The following is a 1,128-nucleotide window of genomic DNA, read 5'->3' as shown; positions in this document are numbered from 1 at the left end:
TCGCCGTAGCCCAGGTAGAGCGGGATGCCGTTGTCGTCGAGGACTGCGAGCACCGGGCGAGTACCCGAGGCCATCTTCAACGCCTCGTTGATCGACAGGTGAGTGCCCGAGGCGGTGGTGGCGATGCCGGTGCCGCGCTCGAGATCGGTCAGGGACATCGTCACCGTGACCTGGACGGGCATGCCGCGGTGGGAGCCGAGCTTGCTCATGTCCACACCCGGCTGCAGCAACGCAACCAGGGCGTCGTGGGTGCGCTGGCCGTGGTCGCGGCGATCACGGCGCGCGGCCGCGTCCAGCACCGAGGAGTCGATGACGGCGTCGCGGGTGGTCAGCGGTGTTTCGTCTTCCAGGTTGCACATGCCGGGTCGGGCGAATTTGGCCATCACCGCATCCCACAACGCCCGCAACTCGGGGGTCATCCAGCCTTCGATGTGGCTCATCCCGTCCACACCCGGACGGCCGACGATGATGCCGCGGCGGCGACGGCGGTCGGCGTCGTTGATCACGGTGCCATCCGGATCCAGGCGGGCCAGGATCTCACGCCCGATCTTGGGCAGGTCGTCGGGGAACAGACCCTCGGCCGACTTCTCCACCAGCAGCTGCTCGGCGTGCGCGCGGGCTTCGGCGGGGATGTCGGCGGGCAGATGCGTCATGATGGTGACGATGTGGCGGATGTGATCCCGTGAAATCGCCCCGGCCGCATAGGCTTCGGCGGCGACGGGCAGGTTCGCCGGACTCAGGTGCCCGGTCGGCTGCCGGAACTCACCGCATTCGTGGGTGATCTTCACTCGCACCGACGCGTCGTGGGCCGACAGGCCCAGGGTGCGGCGCAGGAACGGGATGATTTTGCCGGTCCCGGATTCCTCGGGCAGGGCGCGTTCGTGGGCTTCGATGATCAGCTTCGAATCCAGTGCCGAGAGTCGGCGGATGGAGGTTTCCAGCTGCTGCATCAAGGCCACGACCTCGGTATTGGAGAACTCGAGGCGACCGTGTCGGACCGAATTCGACACGGCTTCGACCGCGGCCCCCAGTTCGGTGATCCCGCAGTTCTCGAATGTCACCCCGTTCGAATCCATGTGCTAATTCTACCGCTTTCATGATCTCAGCGATAGACGAATTCCATTGTTA

The 1,128-nt window shown here is 65.8% G+C and carries 1 protein-coding gene; it reads right to left on the bottom strand.

Annotation, left to right across the window (positions count from 1 at the left end; genetic code table 11):
• Nucleotides 1–1,076 (bottom strand): DUF222 domain-containing protein (locus VMT65_RS38345; RefSeq protein ID WP_326313665.1); only part of this gene is annotated, 1,076 nt, incomplete at its 3' end.
• Between the last annotated feature and the right edge of the window lie 52 nt (nucleotides 1,077–1,128).

The organism is Nocardia sp. CDC153 (genome assembly GCF_035818515.1).
Classification (GTDB): Bacteria; Actinomycetota; Actinomycetes; order Mycobacteriales; family Mycobacteriaceae; genus Nocardia.
This window is presented reverse-complemented; position numbering and strand designations above follow the sequence as displayed.